Origin of the sequence: Salinimicrobium sp. WS361 (genome assembly GCF_050750585.1) — a bacterium.
Classification (GTDB): domain Bacteria; phylum Bacteroidota; class Bacteroidia; order Flavobacteriales; family Flavobacteriaceae; genus Salinimicrobium.
Map to the genome: position 1 here is coordinate 65,600 of NZ_JBOJLM010000013.1, position 21,763 is coordinate 87,362.

Here is a 21,763-nt window from a genome sequence, read left to right on the forward strand (position 1 = left end):
AAAGAAACAAAATCTATTCTTTATAAAAATTTAATTCCCGACTAAACTTTCGTTAAATATCCTTCAGCAGAAATATATATTCATTAGCCTCTGAAGCCTTGTTCAAGCCATATTATTTGCCCTCTTAATCTGCTTTCTCTACAGAATTGGCCAAATTTTAGAATCTCCCTGTGTCATATTTTTTAATTTTACATCAATTACTAAACAAGCCGCATGAAAAATCTTATTCTTGCCAGTACTTCTACCCTGCACAGCCAGGAATATCTTGAATATTTACTGCCCCTCCTAAAAAGCCATTTTAGAGACTGCAGCAACATCCTGTTTATTCCCTATGCCCGCCCCGGCGGAATCTCTCATGAAGATTACACTGCAACTGCACAAAAAGCTTTTGAAAAAGCAGGCCTTGAGATTAAAGGGATCCATGAATTTGATTCTCCACATGAAGCTGTGAAAGAGGCTGACGGATTTTTTACCGGTGGAGGAAATACCTTTCTCCTTGTACAACAGCTCTACAGGCACGATTTGCTTGCGGTGCTTAAGGAAGCTGTAAACCAGGGGAAACCTTACCTGGGTACCAGTGCCGGGACTAATATTGCCGGGCTCACGATGAAAACCACCAATGATATGCCTATTGTGTACCCGCCCTCCTTTAATACCCTTGGGCTGGTGCCTTTCAATATCAATCCGCACTACCTGGATCCCGATCCTAAATCAACCCACAAAGGTGAAACCCGCGAAACACGTATCATGGAATTTCACCGTCACAATACACCACCGGTAATAGGCCTTCGCGAAGGGAGCTGGCTGGAAGTAAAAGGAAAAGAAATTAAGCTGAAAGGAACACTTACCGCCCGAATTTTTGAAGCCGATAAAGAGCCCTTTGAAGTAGAACCGGAAACCGTGCTGAATGACCTCAACTAACGTAGATTACCAAAAGATCCTCAACCAGATCAACCAGGAATTTATAGACCAGCCACGGTCGGGCAAAGTGGCATCTTACATCCCCGAGCTGGCCAAGGTGCCGTCGAACAAATTTGGCATGCATCTTTATGATCTTGACGGAAGTAACTATTGCTTTGGCGACAGCCAGGAACGCTTTTCTATCCAGTCAATTTCCAAGGTTTTCACCCTCTCCCTTGCCATGAAAGTCATGGGAGATAAGTTGTGGAACCGGGTGGGCGTTGAACCCTCGGGAGACCCCTTCAATTCTCTTTCGCAGCTCGAGAACGATTCGGGTATTCCCCGGAATCCTTTTATAAACGCGGGAGCGCTTGTAGTAGCCGATGTACTGGTATCTTCCTTTAGCAATGCCAAGGCTGCACTCCTCACCTTTCTTCATGAAATAACCGGAAACCCCGAAATTGATTTTGATCCCGTGGTTGCCGCCTCCGAGCAATCTAAAGGTTACCGCAATTACGCCATGGTTAACTACCTAAAATCTTTTGGGAATATTGAGAACGATGTAGAAGACGTGCTCGATTTCTATTTTCACCAGTGTTCTATCGCCATGTCTTGCCAGGAGCTGGCTAATGCTTTTATTATTTTCGCAAATAACGGTACAACTATAGGTTCTGAAAGAGAGTTTCTCACCGGCCGCCAGGTAAAACGCGTGAATGCGCTCATGCAAACCTGCGGATTTTACGATGAAGCCGGTGAATTTAGTTTTGAAGTGGGCCTACCGGGAAAAAGTGGCGTGGGCGGTGGCATAGTTGCTGTTCACCCCGACAGGTTTGCAGTGGCCGTATGGAGTCCGCCTTTGAACCCCAAAGGCAATTCGGCGTTGGGAATGGCCTCCCTCGAACGCCTCACTACCCTCACCGGATTTTCGATTTTTTAATATTTCTGAAAGTCAGATTGATCCTTGGCTCCTTAATTCTTTTTGACTTCGGAAGGCTGTGCAACCAGTTTTTCTGAGTATCCCCGGCCATAAGCAGTAGGCTTCCCGGTTCAAGCTGAAGTTCTATTTTTTCGGCTGAAGCTTTGTGCTTAAAAACAAACCGACGTTCAGCACCAAGGCTTACAGAAGCTATTGCCGGCTGCTTTCCCAATTCTGCTTCTGCATCACTGTGCCATGACATTCCCTCTTCCCCGCTGTGGTAGAGATTGAGCAGGCACGAATTGAACTCCAGGCCCGTCTCCTCCTCTACCCTTTTTCGTAATTCTAATAACTCCGGGATCCAAAGCTTTGCTTTTTTTGTCATTTTTGAATAGGTGTATTCAAATTCACGGTCGCCATACCAGGCTGTCTTTCGGGCGGTAACAATTTTCTTCCCAAAGATCATGACCTCATCATGCTGCCACGCCACCTCATCCAGCAAATTATTGAAAAAACGCTGCTCTTCACTGTTGTTCAGTATTTTTCCGAAGTAATAACTTTCCCCATCACTGGGTAATATATTTGGAGGATAAGCAGTCTGCATCAATTGTAAGGTTATAATTAAAAGGTGTTACTGTTGAAGTTAAAAAAAATCCTGAAGTCCCAACCTTAACTCAGAAGGAAGAGATTTCCATCTCCATCTCGTACTGGTTTACGGGATTCGAAAAATGGCATTTTTGAAGGGTATTTATCTGGCTCTCTCTTCCGGCACTTACATTTTTCAGCTTAACTTCTTTTGCTAACGGGCCTGCAGCATTCAGAAGCCCGGGGTAATTATCGCTTTTTGAGAATAATTGAATGATATTCCCGGCATTATCGATCACCAGGTAAGCTTCAGGAGAGTCAGGATCTCCTAAACACCAGGTTTGAACCCGGTTTTGCATCAATTCTACAGCTTTGGCTGAATTGTCCCAGGAATAAAGTGCTTCCTTATAAAGCCCACTCTGAATTACCTGCGAAAAATGACATTTTTGAAGGGTAATTTCCGAAGAAGTTTCAGGAAAAGATCCGGTAAAGCTACGGAGTTGGCGGGTAATCTCGAAGCCTATGCGGTTATACACTTTTAAAGCCCTTTCATTCTCACAGATCACTTCCAGCAGACATTTTTCGACTCCGTGAGCCTTTAAAACTGGAATAGCGTGTTCATAAAGTTGATCCACGATTGCCCTTCCGCGGTAATCAGGTAGCACTCCTGTGCCGGTGTTATATGCTGTAAGTGACTCCCGGTGTTGATCCACACAATTTATAATATAGCCCACCAGCTCATCTTCATCAAACATTCCAAAGGAGAGCTCCCAGTTTACACGGGCAATGGTGAATCGCTCCCACCAGTAGTTAGGGTCTTCGGGCAGTTTTATAAAATAACCTTCAAAAGCAGAAAGAAAGCAGGAAAGCACATTTTCAAAAGGAACGCCGGCTAGATTTTTTTTATTTTCATGGATCATTCAAAAAAAGGTTTAAAATTAAACGAATTTTATTTTTAATCAATCTATCTATCATTTCCGGGATTCGTAAATAAGGGAAGTCTGTTGAAGAATTAGACTAAACCCTTTAGATGAGACCTTCAAGGTTTTGAAAACCTTGAAGGTCTGCCCCAACGGCGTTCATTCGTAACCTAACGAGGGAATTTCCGAAGCTTCGGAAGTTGGCGCGGATTTGTAATCTGTGCCGCAGCAAAAGAAAAGCCCCGTCTTTCGACGAGGCTTTGAGCGGGAGACCGGGTTCGAACCGGCGACATTCAGCTTGGAAGGCTGACGCTCTACCAACTGAGCTACTCCCGCATTGGTAGTTTTTATTTTACTGGAGAAGGCTAACGCTCTACCTTCAGAAAGCTATCGGGAGAGCTACTCCCGCGTTGATATTGCTCTGCAAATATATATCGAAAGTTTTTATTGCTCAAGAAAAATTTACAGCTTTTTTAAAAAGTGATACCCTTTGATTTCATAACCTTCATTGAGATAAAACTTATGGCTTCGGTAGTTTTGAACGTAACTATTTAATTCTGAAGTTTCACAGCCTTTTTCGGCCGCATATTTATAGATAAATTCAAATAAATTCTTCCCCACGCCTTTGCTTCGGTATTCCTCCTTTATAAAGATATGGTCGGGTTCACAAGAGCGCCCCGCATAGTGCCGCGTCATAAACCACAAGCCAAATACTCCCACCGTTTGCTCATCATGTGTGATCTTAAAACATTCGTAATTTTGATCAAACATTTCAGAAAACCTTTGGATAAGGATCTCGTTTGAAAATTGCTGCCCCATTAACTCCTGTACCATAGGCAGGATATGCGGAATTTCTTCCTTTAAAATCTTGTTAAATGCAAGGTTCATCCCCATCTTTTCTGCAAAAATAGTCATATTTTTAGCTACCAATCATTTAAAAAATACAATGAAAGACACAGATAAACCCGGAAAAATTCAGGACCGCATCGAACAGTCCCTACTAAACGAACGCAAAATTTTTCTTTGGGGCACAGTAAACGAGAAAACTGCAAAACATGTTATTGAAAGAATGATGTACCTGGATGCCACGGGAGATGATGAAATTCAATTCTATATAAGCAGTCCGGGAGGATATGTTACCTCGGGCTTTGCAATCTATGATACGATGCTGAGCCTCAACAGCCCGGTATCTACCATTTGTACCGGCCTGGCCGCATCTATGGCATCAATCCTACTTTCGGCCGGGGCTAAAGGACGAAGATTCATTCAGCCGCACGCCAAGGTGATGATCCACCAGCCAAGCGGAGGTGCGCAGGGACAGGCTTCCAATATCGAAATTCAGGCCGCCGAAATATTAAAGATCAAAGAACAAAGCGCTCAAATTCTTGCCGACAATTGTGGGCAGCCTTATGAACGCATTTATAAAGACTTCAACCGTGACTACTGGATGGATGCATCAGAATCTGTAGGCTACGGAATTGTAGACGAAATAATTCAAAAAAGATAAAATGAACAAAGATATTCAGCATAAAGAAACAGACGGAAAAGGGATGTTCTACATTGAAGATGACGGCGAAATAGTTGCTGAACTCACCTATACCCTGAAAGACAACAACGTCATGACCATTGATCATACCGAAACCGATCCAAAATATACCGGCGAAGGCCTGGCCAGTAGCCTTGTAAAGCACAGTGTTAGCTTCGCCAAGAAAAAAGAAATCAAGATAGATCCTCTTTGCGCTTATGCCGCAAAACAATTTGAAAGGCATGAGGAGTACCGGGAGGTACAGGCCACCGAAGGATAAATGATCCGCCAAATATCAGCCGAAGAAACTTATAAGGTCCGCCAGGAAGTACTACGCCCCGGCCGACCTTTAAAAGAGTGCTTTTTTGAGGGCGATCTCGAAGAAGACACCATTCACCTGGGGTTTTTTGAGGAAGAACAAGTAGTGGCTGTGGCCACTTTTGCAGCCCGTAAAAATGCCATTTTTGAAACCCCAATACAGTACCAGCTTAGAGGAATGGCCGTACTGCCTTCTCACCGCAACCAGAAACTGGGAGAAAAATTGCTTCATAAAGGGGAAGAGGTCTTAAAAAGTAGAAATCCGAATACTTTACTGTGGTTCAATGCGCGCGAAACTGCCGTGGAATTCTATAAAAAGTATGGATATTCAACTACAGGCCCTGCCTTTATGATCCCAAACGTGTGCATGCATATCGTGATGTACAAAACACCTACTGAATTATGAAAAAGAGCTTTTTACTACCCTTATCGATCTTATTTTTAAGCCTTGGTGCCTGTACCGGCGACAAAAACAATCCGGCAGACAGGGCTTCGTCTGACAAGGCTTCAGAAAAAATTGCAGAAGCCTCACCAGATGGGATCAAGACAGAAATATCTTCCAAAAATGACATTTTTGAGGGGGGACTTTTAGAAGAGGTATACAGCGGGAGGGATTACAAATCTCTTTGGCGCGATGGAGAAACCATTCATTCCCTGTATAACAGCCTGCAGGGAGCCAATGAAGAAGGCCTTAATTTTAAAGATTACCACGGAAAAGAGATTGACTCTCTTTTATCAACTGCCGACCTGAGTTCACAACAGGCCGCACGCCTTGACCTGCTGCTTTCGGATGCTTTTCTCACCTACGCCCGCCACCTATACTACGGAAAACTGAATCCCGAAGAGCTGCACGAGTTCTGGGGAATTAGCCGGAAAGAAAAAGATTTTGGGAAACTACTAAAAGAAGGAGTTGAACAGAACGAAGTAACTTCTATCCTGGAAGACCTAAAGCCTTCTCACCCGGTTTACCAGGGGCTCAAAAAAAGCCTTGCTGATTATAAGGAACAAAAGACCCAGGAAACTGCAATAAATAAGATCTCACGGGGAGAAATTATTGAACCGGGGCAGACAGATCCCCGAATTCCTGCTATTGCACAAAGGCTTCAGGAGCTTGGGGTCTTTAAAGCAGATACTTCAGGCGTTGGGCAAACTTATTCTGAAGCTTTGGTAGATGCAGTGAGAAAATTTCAGCAGAAAAAAAGTATTCAAACCGACGGAATTATAGGAGATGCCACCATTGATGAATTGAATAAAGGGCCAAAAGAAGTTTACAATCAAATACTGGCAAATCTAGAGAGATGGCGCTGGTACCCGAGAGATTTGGGTGAGCATTACATTTTGATCAATATTCCCAATTTTAAACTGGCAGTAATCAAAGATGGCGACACCGTAAGGAAACACAACGTGATCGCCGGAGCTAAAGAACGCCCCACCCCTATTTTTTCGGACACTATAGATCACCTGGTGATCAATCCTACATGGACGGTTCCACCAACGATCAAGTCGCAGGATGTACTTCCAAAAATGGCAGCAAACCGCTCTTATCTTAGCAATAACAACATGACCATTACCACCCGTAGCGGCGAACGTGTTGACCCATCAAGCGTGGACTGGAGCAGCGATGAAGCGCTAAACTACAACATTACCCAAAGGGCCGGGCCTGCGAATCCGCTGGGACGGGTAAAGATCATGTACCCGAATAAATATCTTATCTATTTACACGATACCCCTGCAAAAAACCTGTTTAGTCAAACCCAGCGAGCAGAGAGTTCGGGGTGTGTGAGAGTAGAAGATGCTGTTGATTTGGCTGCTTACGTGGTAGAGAATCAGGATGACTGGCAAAAAGAGAGGATCAAGGAGATTATTGAGACTGGAGAAACAACTACTGTAAAAGTCGACCGGCCCATCCAGGTCCATCATTTTTACTGGACTGCCTGGCGGGCCGGAAATGAGACTGTTATTTTGAATGACGTCTATGATCTCGATGAAAAGATTTACACGAAATTAACCGGAGAATAGCTTTTTAAACCGATTGAGAATTCAAATAAGTTGAGTTAGAGATATAATCCTTATTCGTGTGGTAAATAAATAAGGCCGATCCACCTTTGATCTTATTGATGATCTCTTTTGAGATTTCGGTAGGTACAGCAGGACATCCGTAGCTACGGCCTAATCTGCCGAGCCTTTTGATAGACGATTCCTGTGCATAATCTGCACCGTGGATCACTACATATCGGTCACGGGCATTTGAGTTAAATTCTTTTTCCATACCGTCGATGAAAAGCGAAAGTCCGTTTTTTCCGTAGTAAGTTTCCGCAGTAACATAGAATCCGAGGGAGCTCTGCAGAGAGTTTGGTGTGTTGGAGAATTCAGTTGCCATGTTTCCTCCGGTGTTCTTTCCGTGAGAAACATAAGTATGGTAAATGATCTCGTTGGTTTCCATATCAAGGATCCACAATCTTTTTTCGGTTGAAGGAAGACTAAAGTCGACGATACTCAACAGTCTGTTTTCAATCTTTTCTTCGTTTTCAAGTTTGTTATACCCGGTAATTGCATAGGTAAAAGAAACCTTTGAAGGCATCTGGGCATTCACAGCAGCGAATTCTTCGTAAAGGAGATTAATTTTTTCTTCGGCGGTTAATTCGGTTTTTACTTCGATAACTTCTTTTTCGGAAGTTTTTTCAGCAAAAACTATTTCAGAATTTGAGGAATAGGTGGTAAAGGCAAAGGAGGCACTTATTGTAAGAAGAAGAGCAAATACAGTTATTTTGTTTATCATATCTTTTTGTTAAATAGTTAGTTGCCTATTATAGTCCAAAGGTCATACCAAAAAGGAAAAATAGCTAATCAATTCAGTAATAATGAGCATTTTAACATTCACCACCTTCTGTGATTAAGAACTGCAAAATGATAAAATTATTGTGTAAAATGGATCTTTAACTGTTAAAAATAAGTTTACATACTGTTTCTGCTATTCAGATGAATTATAAGTCTCCTGCAGCTTTCCTTACTATGCATATTTCGTATCTTTGTGAAAATACCCTAATTCGATGAATAAAAAAGTAATATTGATGATCCTGGACGGCTGGGGGATCAGCAATGACCCCAACACTTCGGCCGTTGATAAGGCAAATACACCTTTTATTGATTCCCTTTATAACAAATACCCTCACAGCAAGTTACGCACAGACGGAATGAACGTTGGCTTACCTGAAGGACAAATGGGCAACAGCGAGGTTGGCCATATGAACCTTGGTGCCGGACGAATAGTTTACCAGGACCTGGCAAAGATCAACCTGGCGGTACAGAATAATTCGCTTGGAAAAGAGCCGGTTTTGGAACAGGCTTTCAACTACGCCAAAACTCATAATAAAGCCATACATTTTATGGGCCTTGTAAGTGATGGCGGTGTGCATTCTCACATTAATCACCTTAAAGGATTACTCACCGCTGCTGAAGAATTTGGCATCTCCCAAAAATATGTGCACGCTTTTACTGATGGTCGTGATGTAGATCCCAATTCGGGAAAAGGTTTTATTGAAGACCTGGAAGATCATTTAAATAAAACCAATGGCAAACTGGCTTCGGTTATTGGCAGATATTATGCCATGGATCGCGATAAACGCTGGGAGCGAACAAAATTGGCCTATGATCTTATAGTGAATGGCAAAGGAGAACCCTGTCAAAACGCTGTAGACGCTATTCAGAAAAGCTATGATGAAGGCGTTACCGACGAATTCATTAAGCCAATTGTGATGACCGATAGCCAGGGCAATCCTGTGGCTAAGGTTTCAGAAGAAGATGTAGTGATCTTCTTCAACTTTAGAACCGACCGCGGAAGACAACTTACAGCAGCTCTTACTCAGCAGGATTTTCCGGAGCAGGAAATGAAGGCTTTGCCACTGTATTTTGTAACCATCACCCGTTACGATGAGACATTTAAAAATGTTCATGTTGTTTTCAGCAAAGAAGATATCAAAGCTACGCTTGGTGAAGTCCTTGAACACGCCGGAAAGTCACAAATAAGAATTGCCGAGACAGAAAAGTACCCACATGTTACTTTCTTCTTTTCTGGCGGAAGGGAAAACCCTTTTCACAAAGAACGCCGCATAATGATCAACTCTCCCAAGGTGGCAACATATGACCTGCAACCTGAAATGAGTGCTTATGAACTGACTGACGCTATTGTGCCTGAAATCAATCAGAAATCGGCCGACTTCATTTGCCTTAACTTTGCCAATCCAGATATGGTTGGGCATACAGGAGTTTTTGAAGCCGCGGTGAAAGCCTGCGAAACAGTTGATGAATGTGCCAAAAAAGTTGTGGATGCTGCCGTAGCTAATGACTACTCTGTACTTGTAATTGCCGATCATGGAAATAGCGAGTTCATGATCAATGAAGATGGCAGTCCAAATACAGCACATACTACCAACCCGGTACCGTTTGTTCTTGTAGACAACGATATAAAAGCGGTTAAGGATGGTATTCTTGGAGACATTGCACCTACAATTTTAAAGTTGATGGGCGTGGAACAACCTGAATTAATGACGCAAAAACCACTATTTTAAAGATGAAGATATTCCTTTATTTATTGCTGTTGATCACGGCATCCAATTGCGGAAATACCGGAAATACAGAGAATGAACAGAAGACGACAGAACCGGTTTCACAGGAGGAAGAAACAGGGAACTTAATTGGAGAGATTAATTTTGAAGATTTACAACAAGCTCCCTATTCTGCCTGGTTTGACCCAATGTACCAATCCTATAAACCGGGAGAGGAAGCACTCAGCACAATTAAAGAGAATATTAATGAGTACGACATCATGATGTTCATGGGAACCTGGTGTGCCGATAGCCAACGGGAAGTTCCGAAATTTTATAAGTTACTGGAGCTTAGCGATTATGATTTAGACAGGCTGCAGGTAATGGCGGTAAGGGAAGACAAAACCCTCCCTAATGAAATGGAACAGGAGTATGATGTTATTTACGTTCCCACTATTATCTTTTTTAAAGATGGTGAAGAAGTAGGCAGGTTTGTAGAATACCCGCAGGAAGAGCTGGAAGATGATATTGCAAAAATAGTTTCGGGGCAGGAATACAAGCACTCTTACGAGTAGTTTTGGCTGCCATTTAAATTGTTATTTTTGCATATGCCCAAATTGTTGACAATAGCTGTAGATTTTGACGGAACATTGGTGGAAAACCGCTATCCCGAAATAGGCAAACCCATTTTGTTTGCTTTTGAAGCTTTACAGAAACTTCAACAGGAAGGACATCAAATCATACTCTGGACTTATAGAAGCGGAGTTAAATTACAGGAAGCGGTAGACTTTTGCGAGAGCAAAGGCATCAGCTTTTATGCAGTCAATAAAAGTTATCCGGAAGAGGAATTTGAAGAGAAGGCCATGAGTCGTAAGATCCTGGCCGATCTTTTTATAGACGACCGCAATATTAATGGTCTCCCCCCCTGGGGGGAGATCTATCATCAACTTATAGAGACTTCTAAAGTTGATCCCGTGCTGCCCAAAAAAAAGAATAAATTGCTAAGTATTTTTAAAAAGTTATGATCATACAAAGAACCAGAGAAGAAATTGAACTTATTCGCCACAGCGCCCTAATCGTGTCGAAAACGCTTGGAATGCTGGCTTCTGAAGTTAAGCCGGGAGTTACCACCCTCCAGCTCGATAAAATGGCCGAAGAGTTTATTCGTGACCACGGTGCCGAGCCGGGTTTTCTTGGAATGTACGATTTCCCCAATTCTTTATGTATGAGCCCCAATGCCCAGGTGGTACATGGTATTCCTAATAACGAGCCTCTCAAGGAAGGAGATGTGATTTCTATTGATTGCGGGGCCTTTAAAAATGGATTTTACGGAGATCATGCCTACACCTTTGGAGTAGGAGAAATTACCCCTGAAACACAAAAATTACTGGATGTTACCAAAGAATCCCTATACATAGGGATTCGGGAATTCCAGTTAGGGAACCGGGTGGGAGATGTAGGTTTTGCCATTCAACAACACGCCGAAAAGAATGGCTTTGGAGTGGTAAGAGAGCTGGTAGGTCATGGCCTGGGAGCTAAAATGCATGAAGATCCAGAGATGCCGAATTACGGAAAACGCGGCCGCGGAAAAAAATTCATTGAAGGCATGGTAGTAGCCATTGAGCCTATGATCAATGCCGGTACACACCGAATTAAACAATTGCGCGACGGCTGGACCATTCTCACTGCAGATAATAAACCAAGTGCCCACTTTGAACATGATGTAGCTTTAATTGATGGAAAGCCAGAACTATTATCAACTTTTCATTACATTTATGAGGCTCTGGGAATAGAAAGTAATGAAGAAGAAGAATTTAGGGCACAAACAATCAACTTCCATGATTAAAAATTTTCGCCAGGAAAAATGGCTCCCCTATTCCAGAGAGAAATGGCACGACCGCTTCAGGTATGCAGTTTCTAATTACGGGAGAGTAGTGAGCTATGTAAAAAATCCTGACGGAGATCTCCTGAAAGGTGGAAAATCTCAAGGCTTCCTCACCTTTGTTGCAACTCTCAAAAATGGCAAAAAACAGGCCTGTTATATTCATCGTGTAGTAGCCGAACTTTTTATAGCGCAAAAGGAAGGAGATGAATACGTAATTCACAGGAACTACAACAAAACAGAGAATAAAGTGAGTAACCTCGCCTGGGTGACCAAAAAAGAGTGGGTGGCGCATCAACAGAACAATCCGCAGGTAAAGGAAAATAAGCTGAAGCGAAAGCTGGGCACCATAAAATGCTACTCCAAGCTAAGTTATGCCCAGGCCACAGTCCTTAAGAAAAAACTGCTTGACCCCAACCGAAAAACCCGCATAAGGGTACTGGCAAAGCAATTCGGGGTTTCAGAAATGCAGCTCTACCGCATCAAATCGGGAGAAAACTGGGGAGACATTAAGGTATGATTGGGAAAGCTTTCAAGTTTTTTTTGAACAGGATTCCCCGGCCTGTACTTATCCGCCTTAGCTATGCGGTAAAACCTGTTTTTCTGCTTACGCTTCGCGGAAGTAATTATACAGATCCCATTGACGGCCGAAGCTTTTCAAAATTCCTGCCTTATGGCTATGAACAGCAACGTGAGAATGTACTTTCCCCTTCTACCCTTTCCCTGGAACGACACCGGCTATTATGGCTTTACCTAAAAGAACACACCACTTTCTTTACTGCCCCGCATGAAGTACTGCACTTTGCTCCTGAACAGGCTTTTTACAAGCGCTTCAGGAAATTAAATAATCTTGACTATACTACCACAGATCTAAACTCTCCTTTGGCCGACGTAAAAGCCGACATCTGCGACCTTCCGTTTGAAGATAACAGCTTTGATTTCATTCTGTGTAACCATGTGCTGGAACATATTCCAGATGACACTAAGGCAATGCAGGAAATATTTAGGATCTTAAGTCCTGGTGGCACTGCAATTCTTCAGATTCCGCAGGATTTAAACCGGGAAAAAACTTTTGAAGACAATTCGATTACCGATCCTGCCGAACGGGCAAAGATCTTCGGGCAATATGACCATGTAAGGGTGTATGGACGAGATTACTTCGACAAACTGAGAGAAGTTGGCTTTAGGGTAGAAGAAGTAGACCTTACCTCTCAAATGAATTTACAACTGGTAAATAAATACCGGCTCGCAAAGGGAGAAATTATTCCCGTAGCAAAAAAATAAAACCCGTTAAAGATCTTCCATTAGTTCTTTAAAACCCGGGGTAGCGTATTCTCTCATTTCTCCACCAAGTGTAGCGTAGATAAGAAAAGCATCTAAATCTTTGTTTTGCGACAGTACCATTTTTGAAAGGTCAAACCCCATGGCCATAAAAGCAGTGGCATAGGCATCTGCTAAAGCACAATTTTCGGCAAGTACGGTAACACTAAGAAGATCGCTTTTTTGGGCAAAGCCGGTGAGAGGATTAATAGTATGCACGTACTGGGCACCTGTCTCAGAGTCTGTACGATGTTTACGATAGTTACCCGAGGTGGCCATAGCTTTGTCCTGCAATCCTATAGTAGCAGTCAGTTCTCTTTGTCCCTCCTCCTGTGTGGGATCATCTATTCCCACAGTCCAATAAGACTCTCTTTTTCGGTTTACACCTTTTGCCAAAAGTTCTCCACCTAATTCAATCAAATAATCTTCAACACCTTTTGAATTGAGGTAATGACCTATAAGATCAATGGTATAACCTTTAGCAATAGCATTAAAATCCAGGTAAATTTCAGGCGTTTCTTTTACAAGCTTATTACCTTTTAATTCCAGTTTTTGAAAACCTACAGAACGCATGAGGGAATCTATAGTCACTGAATCTATTTCTTTAGGACCCGATTCAGGACCAAATCCGTATTGATTGACAAGATCTCCTACTGTAGGATCGAAGTATCCGTTACTATGCTGCCACACATCTTTAGACAGTTTAAAAACATTTTGAAAAAGGGTATCTACCTCTACAAGGCTGTCTCCCCTGTTGATTCTGGAAATATCAGAAGATTCCATGTAGGTGCTCATAGACTGATTAACCCGCTCAAAAATTGAATCGAGCGCTTTATCCAGCGGAATCATATCTTCGGAATAATAGCTTATCGCATAGGTAGTGCCTAACGCTTCACCATAAGCGTTCCTTTGCTTATCGGCTTTAGAACAGGAAAGGATCAAGAAGAATGAAAGCAGCAGAAAAACAGGTCTTAAAAATGTCATTTTTAGATTTCTTTTAGGCCGGGGTAATTAACAATATAATCTTCTGAACTTGTAACGGGTAACTCATAATCTCTGGAGTTTGCCAGTCCTACACCGGCATAGAACGTGCGGGCATTAAATTTCAAAGCATGTTCTTTCACGGTTTCAAGAAAGATCATATCAATATCTCGAGGATCGTGCGGATATTCTATTGCACGTACTATAACAAAATGCAATTTCTTATCTCGTAAGGCCACAAACTGAGGATCTTTTTTAAAATCACTGTTTACACCTAAAAATTGATATCCCTGTTCTTCAAGATCTTTCCCCACAATGTTCATTGCAAGATTATGCAGTTCCTGATTGGTTAATTGTGACATGATCCAAAATTAGTTAATTCAGATTAATATAATGTGCCCAAATCAAAAACAGCCACCAAAAGGCAGCTGTTTTTTATCATTTTAACTTCTTCAGGTTATCCTCCAAAGTCATCAAATCTTACATTCTCTGGTGGTACACCAAAATCATCGGCCATTTTTTCAACAGCCTTGTTCATTAATGGTGGCCCACAGAAGTAGAATTCAATTTCTTCAGGCTCATCGTGCAGGCTAAGGTAATTATCAATTACCACCTGGTGAATGAAGCCTACAAAACCATCTCCTTCTCCCTCAATTCCATCTTTAACTTTCCAGTTGTCTTCTTCAAGAGGTTCAGAAAGGGCGATATAAAACTTAAAGTTAGGGAAATCTCTTTCCAAAGCTCTAAAGTGTTCTGTGTAGAACAATTCTCTCTTAGAACGTCCGCCATACCAGTAAGTTACTTTTCTTCCGGTTTGAAGAGTTCTGAAGAGGTGATATAAGTGCGAACGCATTGGCGCCATCCCGGCTCCCCCACCAACGTATAGCATTTCGGCATCGCTGTGGTTGATAAAGAATTCGCCATAAGGTCCTGAAATTGTAACCTTATCTCCTTTTTTCTGATTGAAGATGTAAGAAGAAGCTATCCCTGGATTTACTGTCATCCAGTCGTTCTTAGCACGATCCCATGGCGGAGTCGCCACACGAACGTTAAGCATAACCCTTCTTCCTTCGGCAGGGTAAGAAGCCATAGAATAAGCTCTCTCCACTACCTCAGGGTTCTTCATTACAAGTGGCCACAAGTTGAACTTGTCCCACTCCAGTTTAAATTTATCAGGTTCTCCCGGATGTTCTTCAGGGTGAGCGGTGATATCCATATCTTCATACTTCACCTCACACTTCGGAATTTCAATCTGGATATATCCTCCAGCCTTATAATCCATATCTTCAGGAATTTCTACTACAAATTCCTTGATAAATGATGCTACGTTGTAGTTACTTACTACAGTAGCTTCCCATTTCTTGATACCAAAAACTTCTTCAGGAATGGTAATCTTCATATCCTGCTTCACTTTTACCTGGCAACCAAGACGCCAGCCATCGGCAATTTCTTTACGGGTAAAGTGTGGTTCTTCTGTTGGCAGGATAGTCCCACCACCCTCAGCAACAATACATTTACACTGTATACAGGTACCACCTCCACCACAGGCAGAAGGAAGGAACAGTTTGTTCTCACCTAAAGTAGACAGGAGCGTACCCCCCGAACCTACTTCGATATCTTTTTCGTTGTTAATATTGATCTTTACAGGTCCCGATGGTATTAACTTGGCTTTTGCTCCCAAAAGAACAGCAACCAGGATTAAGATTAGGACTAAGAATACAATAACACTTGCTATAATTACTTCCATTGCTTTCTCTCTATATTTTGATTCCCATGAAACTCATGAATCCAAGAGCCATAAGTCCGGTGATTATAAAAGTGATCCCCAAACCTTTGAGCGGCGCAGGAACGTTTGAATAAGCGATTTTTTCACGAATAGCTGCAATTCCAAGAATAGCCAGGAACCAGCCAATTCCACTTCCCAAACCATAAGTTACTGCTTCCCCAATACCCGAGAAATCTTTTTGCTGCATGAACAGCGCACCTCCAAGAATAGCACAGTTTACTGCGATAAGCGGAAGGAATATACCCAGGGCACCATAAAGTGCGGGAGCAAACTTTTCAACTACCATTTCTACAAGCTGTACCATAGCTGCAATTACGGCGATGAACATTATGAAACTTAGAAAACTAAGGTCGATGGTTGCATATTCTTCATTCAACCAGGAAAGTGCACCCGGCCTTAAAAGATATTTATCAAGTAAAAAGTTGATGGGCACGGTCATTGTCAACACGAAGATCACCGCTGCACCTAATCCAACCCCTGTTTTAACGGTCTTGGACACTGCGAGGTACGAACACATTCCCAGGAAATATGCAAAGATCATGTTCTCAATGAAGATGCTTCGTACGAATAAATTTATATAATCCATAGTCGGTTTTTTTGAAGTTATAGATTAGGCTTCAATTAATTTACGGTTTCTTGAGCGCTGTACCCAAATAATGATCCCTACCACTATAAGTGCCATAGGAGAAAGGAGCATTAAACCGTTGTTCTCATATCCAAGAGCGTAAAGCCCTGTAGATTCTGCCAGTGTAGCTCCTTTGTGCCCAAGGATCTCGTAGCCAAAAAGCTTACCAGCTCCAAGAAGCTCACGAAAGAATGCTACGATAATAAGGATCAAACCATATCCTGCAGCATTTCCAATTCCATCAAGAAAAGACTTGTAGACACCGTTACCTAAAGCAAAAGCCTCAAGACGCCCCATTACAATACAGTTGGTAATGATAAGCCCAATGAATACCGATAGTTGTTTACTTACATCATAAGCATAAGCCCTAAGCACCTGATCTACCAATGCCACCAAAGAGGCTACTACCACAAGCTGAACGATAATCCTAATCCTGTTTGGAATTAGGTTTCTTAGTGCTGAAATGATCATGTTACTAAAAGCCATAACCGCAGTTACCGCAATTGCCATTACAATAGCAGGCTCTAATTGCACCGTAATCGCAAGTGCAGAACATATCCCCAGAACCTGAACGGTAATAGGGTTATCATCGTTAAGAGGATCTGAAAGTAACTTTCTGTTGGCCCTTGATAAAAAGTGCTCTTTCTCTTCTGAATCAGAAAGAAAAAGGATCATTGCATCTTTCTTACTTTCCTTGTCTACCTCAGCAATTTGCTCAGGTCTATTTTTTGTCTCCTGTGCCATAACTATAAATTACTTGCAACGTTTAATTCTGTTTTGCTCTTGAAATAAGGCAGGTAATGCTGAAGTCTCTCTGAAATCATATTTGAAACCCCATCTCCGGTAATAGTTGCACCCGAAATTGCATCAACCTTATTATCATCCTTAGAAGTACTGCTGTTTCCTTTAACAACAGATACCCCTATAAGTTCTCCATTCTCATCAAAGATCTTCTCATCTGTAAAGCGCTCTCTAAACCACTCCTGAGTAATCTCGGCACCAAGTCCCGGAGTTTCCCCAAGGTGATCAAACACGGCTCCTTTGATGGTATTTACATCATCCTGTAGAGCAATGTATCCAAAAATGGCATTCCAAAGCCCTGCTCCTCTAAGCGGAATAATGTAATAGGTTTCCCCGTCAACCTCGGCTATATAAAGCGGAAAGTTTTGTTCGGTATCAACTTTTTTAAGCTCTTTAGCAAGATCTACATCAAAAGCATTCACTCCTTCTTTCTCCTGCCCCTCATTATTTAGAACAAGTTGTTCTTTAATGTACTGCTCAAATAAAGCTTCGGCTCCGGCCCTGTCGGTTTCAACACCTACTGTCGCAAGGATGTTTTGCATCTTTTCCTGGCGCATGTTTTCATATTGCCTTGGCTGCAACGAGGTAGCGGCAAAAGCAAGAACCACCCCTACTACCACAACCATAATGATGGCAAAAATGAAAGTGTACGAGTTGGTGTTCGTCTTATTTACTGTTTTCTCTTCCATAACTATACTACAGTTTCAACTTGTTTGTTAATACCTGCTGCTTTTCTCTTCACTCTACGTTTAATATTACCCTGAATCACGTAGTGATCTATAGTTGGAGCAAATACGTTCATTAACAGAATTGCCAGCATCACTCCTTCAGGATAAGCAGGGTTAAACACCCTGATCATAACTGATAAGAAACCTATAAGAAATCCATAGACCCATTTCCCTTTATAGGTTTGGGCAGCCGAAACAGGATCTGTTGCCATGTAAACAATACCAAAAGCCAGACCTCCAGCTAAAAGATGATTGTACCAGGGGAAATTTGTAAGTGAGTTACCTTCCACTCCCATTGCAGGAAGCGCGTTAAAGATCAATCCCATTACAGAAGCTCCCACTACTGCGCTTAACATGATTCTCCAGCTTCCTACTTTTGTAAAGATCAGGAAGAGAGCTCCCAACAGACATAAGGCTGCTGAAGTTTCTGAAACTGATCCGGGAATCATTCCCCAGAACATATCCATAGTAGTGTATTCAACCGGCTGTCCGGCTGCAAGAGTTCCTAAAATAGTTTCTCCAGATACACCATCTACATTAGCAGCATTCATCACCCATACCTGGTTACCCGACATATAAGTTGGATAAGCAAAGAAAGCAAAGGCCCTGGCTGTTAAAGCAGGGTTTAAGATATTCATTCCTGTTCCTCCAAAAGCTTCTTTTCCAATTATAACAGCAAATACAACCGAAATTGCAAGCATCCATAAAGGCAAGCCTACAGGCATGATCATCGGAATTAAAAGTCCGGTTACCAGGTAACCTTCGTTCACTTCATGCCCTCTAAAAATGGCAAAAGCGAATTCAATCCCCAAACCTACCGCATAGGAAACTACGATCATTGGCAGGATCTCAAGTGCACCGTGACCAAAGGCATCCCAGAAGTCAACTTCAGGCTGAATTTGTTTGAGGTACTGGTATCCCACATTCCACATACTAAAAAGCAGCACCGGCAGCAGGGCGATCACCACAGTGATCATCACCCTCTTTAAATCTACCGCGTCCCTCACATGGGCACCTTTTCTCGTAGTGTGATTTGGAGTAAAAAGAAAAGTATCAAGCGCATTAATTGCCGGAGAATACTTTTCAAGTTTCTTACCCTTAGCAAAGGGCTCCTTAAATTTATCTAATTTTTGTCTAATCCATTCCATAGTAAACAGTTTATCCAACTTCGGTGATCATGAGATCCAGCCCTAAGCGTATTATTTCTTGCGCCTCTATTTTTGAAGTGTTCACATAATCTACAAGTGCAAAATCTTCGGGAGCCACTTCATAGATCCCAAGATTTTCCATTTTTTCAATATCTGCCGCCATGCAGGCTTTTAACAGCTGCATAGGGAAAATATCCATTGGCATCACCTCTTCCATTTCCCCTGTCACCACCAATGCTCTTTCTTCACCGTGTAGGTTAGTGTTCACCTCAAATTTCTTATTAGGGAACATCCAACTTAAGGAAGTACGTGAGTTAGAAGGAATGTTATTGTAGGTAAACGGCAACCATCCAAATGCACGATACTTATTACCCTCGGGTATTAAAGTAAGCTCATTTGGAAAAAAGCCGATATACTGCCCGGTATTCACCTGCTCTCCAGTAAGAACATCTCCGGAAATCACCCTTACATTTTTTGTATCTACAGCACCCGAAAGATCAATTACCGGAGCTCCAATTCGGGTTCTAAAGTACTTCCTTTCCTTGGCCTCACTTCCACAAACAGCTACTGTACGTACTGGCGTGAACCTACCGCTAAGGAAAAGATCTCCAATGTTTGCAACATCTTCAGGCTTAACAGTCCAAACCCGATCTCCCATATTGATTGGATCGATCTTATGTATCTGTACTCCCACGTTGGCAGCAGGATGCGGACCAAAAACGTTGTGAATTTCCACATTTTTAAGACCTTTAAAGACTCCACTACCCTGTCCGTTTACAGAAACATGCACCTTCCCCGGGGTTAACCTGGTAAGGGCATTAAGCCCGGCCTGAAAAGCCTCCATGCGGTCTTTCAGGATAAACTCCACATCTGCAGAAAGCGGCGCAGTGTTCATTGCCGAAACAAAAATAGCTTTTGGGGTATCTTTAGGATCTGCCGGAATATCGTAAGGACGCTGATTCAGGAAAGCCCAGCTTCCACTTTCGAGGATGCGGCTTTTTACAGCATCGGCTTCAGCGTTTAAAGGATCAAGAGTACCAAATTCCCGGTAGTCATCTGAAGCATCAGCCTCGATCACCACCTCAAGAATGCGGCGTTTCTCTCCTCTCACAATTTCCTTTAAAGTACCACTAACAGGAGAAGTGAAACGAATCTTATCGGTGTATTTAGAAAAGAAAAGCTCATCACCCACCTTTACTTTTGCACCCTCTTTTACCACCATCTTTGGTATGACCGAATGGAAATCGGGCGGTTTTACAGCATAGGTTTTGGAGCGGGGTGCGTCAACAAGGGTCTTGTCGGCTTCACCCTTTAGGCGAAGCGTAATCCCTCTTTTAATTCTAATGTCGTTGGACATAGGACGAAGTGTTAAATTTCATTTAAAATCGGGCAAATTTACTCATTTCCGACCCACAAATCCCAATTTAAAATGAATAAATTCCCTTAGATTTTGTTAAAGTGAACAAATAATGATGCTAATCAGTTTTTGAGTATATTTAAATTTATTTTTGGTGCATGAAGTTAAACTTATCCTTCTTTTTCTTTTTACTCCTGGGAATTTTTTCTGCTGCCGCACAGACGGTAGAAAATCCTCCTCCAAATTTTATAAGAACCGTAATCTTTACTGGCTCTAACGAGTATAGCGGAGTGCCTGTCATTAAACTGGGAGAGCCTCTGTTGCTCACTTTTGACGACCTGGTAGGCGATGAGGCCAATTACTATTACACTATTGAGCATTTTAATTACGACTGGACACCTTCAGAATTACTTAAAAATGAGTATTTAGAAGGCTTTGATAACGTTCGCATTACTAACTACGAGAATTCTTTCAACACGCTTCAGCTTTACTCTCACTACGAGCTGCGCATCCCCAATGACAATACCCGTTCGCTTAAAGTTAGTGGTAATTATTTAATAAAGATCTTTAACGATAATAAAGAACTGGTATTCTCCCGAAAGTTCATTGTTTACGAACCTCTTACCCGTGTGCAGGTAGCCGTGCGAAAATCTTCGGAAGTGAGAAATATTCAAACAAAACACGTGGTGAATTTTGAAGTAGACTCGCCCGAATTCATTATTCGCAACCCGGAACAATCAACCTGGGCGGTTATCCTTCAAAACAACAATTTAAAAACCGCGATCTACAACATACGCCCACAGTACCACATTGGCACCAGCCTTATTTATAAATACAACGACCTCACTTCCTTCTGGGCCGGTAACGAATTCCTTAGTTTTGACAGCAAAGATTTGCGGGCGGCAACCGTAAAAATACAGTACATTGACCTCCAGGATCTATATCATCATTACCTCTTCCCAGACGCGATAAGGGCATTTGAACACTACACCTATAATCCCGATATCAACGGAAAATTTTTGGTGAGAAAATTTCAAGCGCTTGAAGACGATATTGAGGCCGGCTACGTGTGGACCCATTTTGCCCTCGCTGCCCCCGAGCCTTTTGAAGGTGGTGAAGTACATCTTTACGGCCAGTTTAATAATTTCGTGCTTGATGAAAGCACAAAACTCGAATACAACCCTAACACCGGCGCTTATGAAACGGCACGCCTCTTCAAACAGGGATACTACGATTACAAATATGTATTTCTTCGGAAGGATGGCATTCTTGATGAAGGTTTTATAAGCGGAAATTTTGTTAGCACCGAAAACGATTATACCGTGCTCATCTACTACCTGCCTCCCGGCGGAAGGTTTACCAGGGTTATTGGAATGGGCTCAGCTACTTCATTAAACATCAGCAATTAAATTATCTGCATAGTTTCT

At 42.3% G+C, this 21,763-nt stretch carries 25 protein-coding genes and 1 tRNA gene; 13 read left to right on the forward strand and 13 right to left on the reverse strand.

All coding sequences use genetic code 11. The annotated features are described in order from the left end of the window. Positions 1 to 213: 213 nt before the first annotated feature. Positions 214 to 921 (forward strand): dipeptidase PepE, encoded by a 708-nt coding sequence (gene pepE, locus ACQ93I_RS13065; RefSeq protein ID WP_431698887.1) that lies wholly within the window; start codon positions 214 to 216, stop codon positions 919 to 921. Beyond that, positions 908 to 1,837 carry a glutaminase gene (locus tag ACQ93I_RS13070; protein WP_431698888.1) on the forward strand — a complete coding sequence of 310 codons (930 nt, stop codon included), beginning with the start codon at positions 908 to 910 and terminating at the stop codon, positions 1,835 to 1,837. Before pepE ends, ACQ93I_RS13070 begins: the two co-directional genes overlap by 14 nt. On the opposite strand, the gene ACQ93I_RS13075 is transcribed toward ACQ93I_RS13070, so the two are convergent. The 4 genes from ACQ93I_RS13075 to ACQ93I_RS13090 all read right to left on the reverse strand — a co-directional run bounded on the left by ACQ93I_RS13075 (position 1,815) and on the right by ACQ93I_RS13090 (position 4,236). After that, positions 1,815 to 2,420 (reverse strand): alpha-ketoglutarate-dependent dioxygenase AlkB family protein, encoded by a 606-nt coding sequence (locus ACQ93I_RS13075; protein WP_431698889.1) that lies wholly within the window; start codon positions 2,418 to 2,420, stop codon positions 1,815 to 1,817. The genes ACQ93I_RS13070 and ACQ93I_RS13075 overlap by 23 nt on opposite strands. 70 nt (positions 2,421 to 2,490) lie before the next feature. Continuing rightward, positions 2,491 to 3,321, reverse strand: a complete 831-nt coding sequence (locus tag ACQ93I_RS13080; protein WP_431698890.1) for a GNAT family N-acetyltransferase — start codon at positions 3,319 to 3,321, stop codon at positions 2,491 to 2,493. Positions 3,322 to 3,584: 263 nt separating this feature from the next. Continuing rightward, positions 3,585 to 3,657: transfer RNA gene (locus ACQ93I_RS13085), tRNA-Gly, on the reverse strand. Between the two features lie 126 nt (positions 3,658 to 3,783). Next, on the reverse strand, positions 3,784 to 4,236 hold the full coding sequence (locus ACQ93I_RS13090; RefSeq protein WP_431698891.1) for a GNAT family N-acetyltransferase: 453 nt from the start codon (positions 4,234 to 4,236) through the stop codon (positions 3,784 to 3,786). 31 nt (positions 4,237 to 4,267) lie between these two features. Here ACQ93I_RS13090 and ACQ93I_RS13095 point away from each other — a divergent pair, with 31 nt between their 5' ends. Genes ACQ93I_RS13095 through ACQ93I_RS13110 form a run of 4 tightly spaced genes read left to right on the forward strand, consistent with a single transcriptional unit; the run spans position 4,268 to position 7,183 of the window. Beyond that, on the forward strand, positions 4,268 to 4,828 hold the full coding sequence (locus ACQ93I_RS13095) for a ClpP family protease (protein ID WP_431698892.1): 561 nt from the start codon (positions 4,268 to 4,270) through the stop codon (positions 4,826 to 4,828). A 1-nt stretch (position 4,829) separates the two neighbouring features. Then, positions 4,830 to 5,126: a GNAT family N-acetyltransferase gene (locus ACQ93I_RS13100; protein ID WP_431698893.1), complete on the forward strand. Its 297-nt coding sequence runs from the start codon at positions 4,830 to 4,832 to the stop codon at positions 5,124 to 5,126. Next, a complete protein-coding gene (locus tag ACQ93I_RS13105) occupies positions 5,127 to 5,570 on the forward strand; it encodes a GNAT family N-acetyltransferase (RefSeq protein WP_431698894.1) in 444 nt (147 codons plus the stop codon). Further along, the gene (locus ACQ93I_RS13110) at positions 5,567 to 7,183 is read left to right on the forward strand and encodes a L,D-transpeptidase family protein (RefSeq protein WP_431698895.1); all 1,617 of its coding nucleotides are present in this window, start codon (positions 5,567 to 5,569) and stop codon (positions 7,181 to 7,183) included. Before ACQ93I_RS13105 ends, ACQ93I_RS13110 begins: the two co-directional genes overlap by 4 nt. Before the next feature lie 4 nt (positions 7,184 to 7,187). On the opposite strand, the gene ACQ93I_RS13115 is transcribed toward ACQ93I_RS13110, so the two are convergent. Continuing rightward, the gene (locus tag ACQ93I_RS13115) at positions 7,188 to 7,943 is read right to left on the reverse strand and encodes a murein L,D-transpeptidase catalytic domain family protein (protein ID WP_431698896.1); all 756 of its coding nucleotides are present in this window, start codon (positions 7,941 to 7,943) and stop codon (positions 7,188 to 7,190) included. A 271-nt stretch (positions 7,944 to 8,214) separates the two neighbouring features. On the opposite strand from ACQ93I_RS13115, the gene gpmI reads away from it, so the two are divergent. The 6 genes from gpmI to ACQ93I_RS13145 are packed head-to-tail and all read left to right on the forward strand — an operon-like array spanning position 8,215 to position 12,874. Next, positions 8,215 to 9,732: a 2,3-bisphosphoglycerate-independent phosphoglycerate mutase gene (gpmI, locus tag ACQ93I_RS13120; RefSeq protein ID WP_431698897.1), complete on the forward strand. Its 1,518-nt coding sequence runs from the start codon at positions 8,215 to 8,217 to the stop codon at positions 9,730 to 9,732. A gap of 2 nt (positions 9,733 to 9,734) precedes the next feature. Then, a complete protein-coding gene (locus tag ACQ93I_RS13125; protein WP_431698898.1) occupies positions 9,735 to 10,283 on the forward strand; it encodes a thioredoxin family protein in 549 nt (182 codons plus the stop codon). A gap of 33 nt (positions 10,284 to 10,316) precedes the next feature. Further along, positions 10,317 to 10,733, forward strand: coding sequence for a BT0820 family HAD-type phosphatase (locus tag ACQ93I_RS13130; RefSeq protein ID WP_266069475.1), 417 nt, complete (start codon positions 10,317 to 10,319; stop codon positions 10,731 to 10,733). Beyond that, the gene (gene map / locus ACQ93I_RS13135; RefSeq protein WP_431698899.1) at positions 10,730 to 11,554 is read left to right on the forward strand and encodes a type I methionyl aminopeptidase; all 825 of its coding nucleotides are present in this window, start codon (positions 10,730 to 10,732) and stop codon (positions 11,552 to 11,554) included. Before ACQ93I_RS13130 ends, map begins: the two co-directional genes overlap by 4 nt. Beyond that, entirely contained in the window at positions 11,547 to 12,110 is a 564-nt protein-coding gene (locus ACQ93I_RS13140; protein WP_431698900.1) for an HNH endonuclease, read from the forward strand. Before map ends, ACQ93I_RS13140 begins: the two co-directional genes overlap by 8 nt. Then, positions 12,107 to 12,874 (forward strand): class I SAM-dependent methyltransferase, encoded by a 768-nt coding sequence (locus tag ACQ93I_RS13145; RefSeq protein WP_431698901.1) that lies wholly within the window; start codon positions 12,107 to 12,109, stop codon positions 12,872 to 12,874. Before ACQ93I_RS13140 ends, ACQ93I_RS13145 begins: the two co-directional genes overlap by 4 nt. A 6-nt stretch (positions 12,875 to 12,880) precedes the next feature. Here ACQ93I_RS13145 and ACQ93I_RS13150 read toward each other — a convergent pair whose 3' ends face one another. The 8 genes from ACQ93I_RS13150 to ACQ93I_RS13185 all read right to left on the reverse strand — a co-directional run bounded on the left by ACQ93I_RS13150 (position 12,881) and on the right by ACQ93I_RS13185 (position 20,336). After that, complete coding sequence (locus ACQ93I_RS13150) at positions 12,881 to 13,894, reverse strand: FAD:protein FMN transferase (RefSeq protein ID WP_431698902.1); 1,014 nt, start codon at positions 13,892 to 13,894, stop codon at positions 12,881 to 12,883. Between the two features lie 2 nt (positions 13,895 to 13,896). Further along, positions 13,897 to 14,253 (reverse strand): Na(+)-translocating NADH-quinone reductase subunit F, encoded by a 357-nt coding sequence (locus ACQ93I_RS13155; protein ID WP_431698903.1) that lies wholly within the window; start codon positions 14,251 to 14,253, stop codon positions 13,897 to 13,899. A 95-nt stretch (positions 14,254 to 14,348) separates the two neighbouring features. Then, a complete protein-coding gene (gene nqrF, locus ACQ93I_RS13160; RefSeq protein ID WP_431698904.1) occupies positions 14,349 to 15,638 on the reverse strand; it encodes an NADH:ubiquinone reductase (Na(+)-transporting) subunit F in 1,290 nt (429 codons plus the stop codon). Between the two features lie 10 nt (positions 15,639 to 15,648). Then, the gene (nqrE, locus tag ACQ93I_RS13165) at positions 15,649 to 16,263 is read right to left on the reverse strand and encodes an NADH:ubiquinone reductase (Na(+)-transporting) subunit E (RefSeq protein WP_266069468.1); all 615 of its coding nucleotides are present in this window, start codon (positions 16,261 to 16,263) and stop codon (positions 15,649 to 15,651) included. Between the two features lie 24 nt (positions 16,264 to 16,287). After that, positions 16,288 to 17,046 carry an NADH:ubiquinone reductase (Na(+)-transporting) subunit D gene (locus tag ACQ93I_RS13170; protein ID WP_266069467.1) on the reverse strand — a complete coding sequence of 253 codons (759 nt, stop codon included), beginning with the start codon at positions 17,044 to 17,046 and terminating at the stop codon, positions 16,288 to 16,290. A 2-nt stretch (positions 17,047 to 17,048) separates the two neighbouring features. Continuing rightward, positions 17,049 to 17,792, reverse strand: coding sequence for a Na(+)-translocating NADH-quinone reductase subunit C (locus ACQ93I_RS13175; protein WP_431698905.1), 744 nt, complete (start codon positions 17,790 to 17,792; stop codon positions 17,049 to 17,051). Between the two features lie 2 nt (positions 17,793 to 17,794). Continuing rightward, positions 17,795 to 18,979, reverse strand: coding sequence for an NADH:ubiquinone reductase (Na(+)-transporting) subunit B (locus tag ACQ93I_RS13180; protein WP_345599072.1), 1,185 nt, complete (start codon positions 18,977 to 18,979; stop codon positions 17,795 to 17,797). Between the two features lie 10 nt (positions 18,980 to 18,989). Next, a complete protein-coding gene (locus tag ACQ93I_RS13185; protein ID WP_431698906.1) occupies positions 18,990 to 20,336 on the reverse strand; it encodes a Na(+)-translocating NADH-quinone reductase subunit A in 1,347 nt (448 codons plus the stop codon). 158 nt (positions 20,337 to 20,494) lie between these two features. On the opposite strand from ACQ93I_RS13185, the gene ACQ93I_RS13190 reads away from it, so the two are divergent. Further along, the gene (locus tag ACQ93I_RS13190) at positions 20,495 to 21,745 is read left to right on the forward strand and encodes a DUF5103 domain-containing protein (RefSeq protein ID WP_431698907.1); all 1,251 of its coding nucleotides are present in this window, start codon (positions 20,495 to 20,497) and stop codon (positions 21,743 to 21,745) included. Positions 21,746 to 21,763: the final 18 nt, after the last annotated feature.